Annotated in this window: 2 protein-coding genes; both read right to left on the reverse strand. The window is 70.0% G+C overall.

Annotated elements, in window-relative coordinates; translation table 11 throughout:
- On the reverse strand, positions 1-651 hold a 651-nt coding region (locus BACI9J_RS23145), incomplete at its 3' end, for a YihY/virulence factor BrkB family protein (RefSeq protein ID WP_201296725.1).
- A 4-nt stretch (positions 652-655) separates the two neighbouring features.
- A partial coding sequence (locus BACI9J_RS23150) for a hypothetical protein (protein WP_236558894.1) occupies positions 656-1,297 on the reverse strand: 642 nt, incomplete at its 5' end.

Consider the following 1,297-nt stretch of genomic DNA (forward strand, 5'->3'; position numbering starts at 1 on the left):
GTAGAGCACTGCGACGACGATGATCGCGATGACGAGCAGGATCGGCCACTGCACGATGAGGAGCACCGTCGCGGCGACGTCGCCCAGGCCGATGACGTCGCCGAAGCTCCGGGCGAGCGGCCCGCTCACCAGCACGAGCAGGCCGACCACGAGCAGGACGACGGTGGTCACCGTGACGCCGAGCATGGTCGGGCGGAGCTTCCAGATCGGCCGGCCCTCGCGGACGTTGTAGATCCGGTTCATCGAGCGGCCGAAGGCGCCGACGTAGCCGGAGGCCGACCAGAGCGCGCCGAGTAGACCGACGATGAAGGTCACGGGGGCGGCGGGCGAGCGGACGAGGCCGTTCACCGGGTCCTTGAGCAGGTTCGCGACGTCACCGCCGCCGATGTTGCGGATGACCTGGAGCAGGGTGTCGATGGTCTTCGCCGGGTCCGACACCAGGCCCAGGATCGACACGACCGCCAGCAGCCCGGGGAACAGCGCGAGCACCGAGTAGTACGTCAGGCTCGCGGCCAGGTCGGTGCACTGGTCGCTCGTGAACTCGCGCAGCGTCTTCTTCAGCGTGTAGACGAGCGTCGGCTTCTTCAGGTCGGTGGGGTTGTCGGGCTTCCGGGAGTCATCCGGGTCCGGCTTCTGCTCTTCGTGCGCCATGGGACTAGCCTCTCGCCTTCACGGCCGTCTTCGACCGCTTGACCGCCTGCTTGCGGTTCTTGTTCGCGCGTCGCTGCACCGCTGCGATGCCGACCTGCTGCTTCACGCGGCCCCGGTGCGCCGGGTCACGCTCGAGGGCTTCCTCGGCGGCCTTCGCCCGTGCCTTGCGACCCTTCCGACCGCCCTGCGACCGCTCCTGCGCCGACGGGGCGTCACCCCGAGCGCCGAACGGCAGCAGCGCGGTGAAGGCCGAGCTCGCCGGTGGCTGCGCCAGGTGCCCGGCGGGCTTGTTCCGGAGCGCGATACCGAGGACGATCGCCGCGACACCGGTCAGGCCGGTCAGCCCCATCGCCACCAGGGGCGTGGGGTCGCGGTGCCACCGCTGCTTCGTCTTGGCGACCGCCAGACGGGTGCGGGCGGGCAGGTCCGCGCGCCGCTTCAGCTCCGTCACGGTGTCCGTGATGCGCTCGCGCGTGCGCACGTTGGCGAGTTCGAGCTCGGGCAGACTGTCCTTGGCCATTCCCCATTTCGTACACGTCCCACCCGGGATGCTGCCCAGCAGCCCGCGCCTACCGTGCCGCACATGCTCTTCCGGGACACCGCCGAGGGGATCCACCGCCTCGAGATCGCACACACCAACACGTAC

Origin of the sequence: Arthrobacter sp. 9V (genome assembly GCF_902506065.1) — a bacterium.
In the GTDB taxonomy this organism is placed as follows: Bacteria; Actinomycetota; Actinomycetes; order Actinomycetales; family Micrococcaceae; genus Arthrobacter.